Source organism: Pseudoalteromonas sp. S1609 (assembly GCF_005887255.1).
In the GTDB taxonomy this organism is placed as follows: Bacteria; Pseudomonadota; Gammaproteobacteria; order Enterobacterales; family Alteromonadaceae; genus Pseudoalteromonas.
Genome location: NZ_PNDJ01000171.1, coordinates 1 through 359, shown reverse-complemented (window position 1 = coordinate 359; position 359 = coordinate 1). Strand labels below are relative to the sequence as shown.

Sequence of the window (359 nt, the reverse complement as noted above, 5' to 3'; positions counted from 1 at the left end):
ATACCGATCTCGTAAGTAAGAAAAGGGAATTAATAATAAAAAGTGTGTGCCTATAAGCTCGGGTGTTGATAAATTTAAATATTGAGTAATAAATACCAATAAACTTGCTCCACTCATTTGCATCGCTCCCAAAAGAGCTGAGGCGGTGCCAGCTTGTTTAGGGAATAAACTCAAAGCACGCCCAGCAGCAGAGCCAAGTGTCAAAGCAAAACCAAAGGCTGCAATAAACATAGGGATCATTAATGCTAATGGGGTTTTATATTGGCTTAATAGAAGCATCAGTAAGCCTGCACTCACTAACAACACAAGACCTGCTTTTAGAGCTCTTTTTGGTTGGCGTTTAATGTAAATAGGCATAA

Annotated in this window: 1 pseudogene; it reads right to left on the bottom strand. The window is 39.0% G+C overall.

Going from position 1 to position 359, the window contains the following annotated elements:
- Positions 1–359, bottom strand: a pseudogene (locus CWB76_RS19285) (Bcr/CflA family drug resistance efflux transporter); the annotation flags it as partial.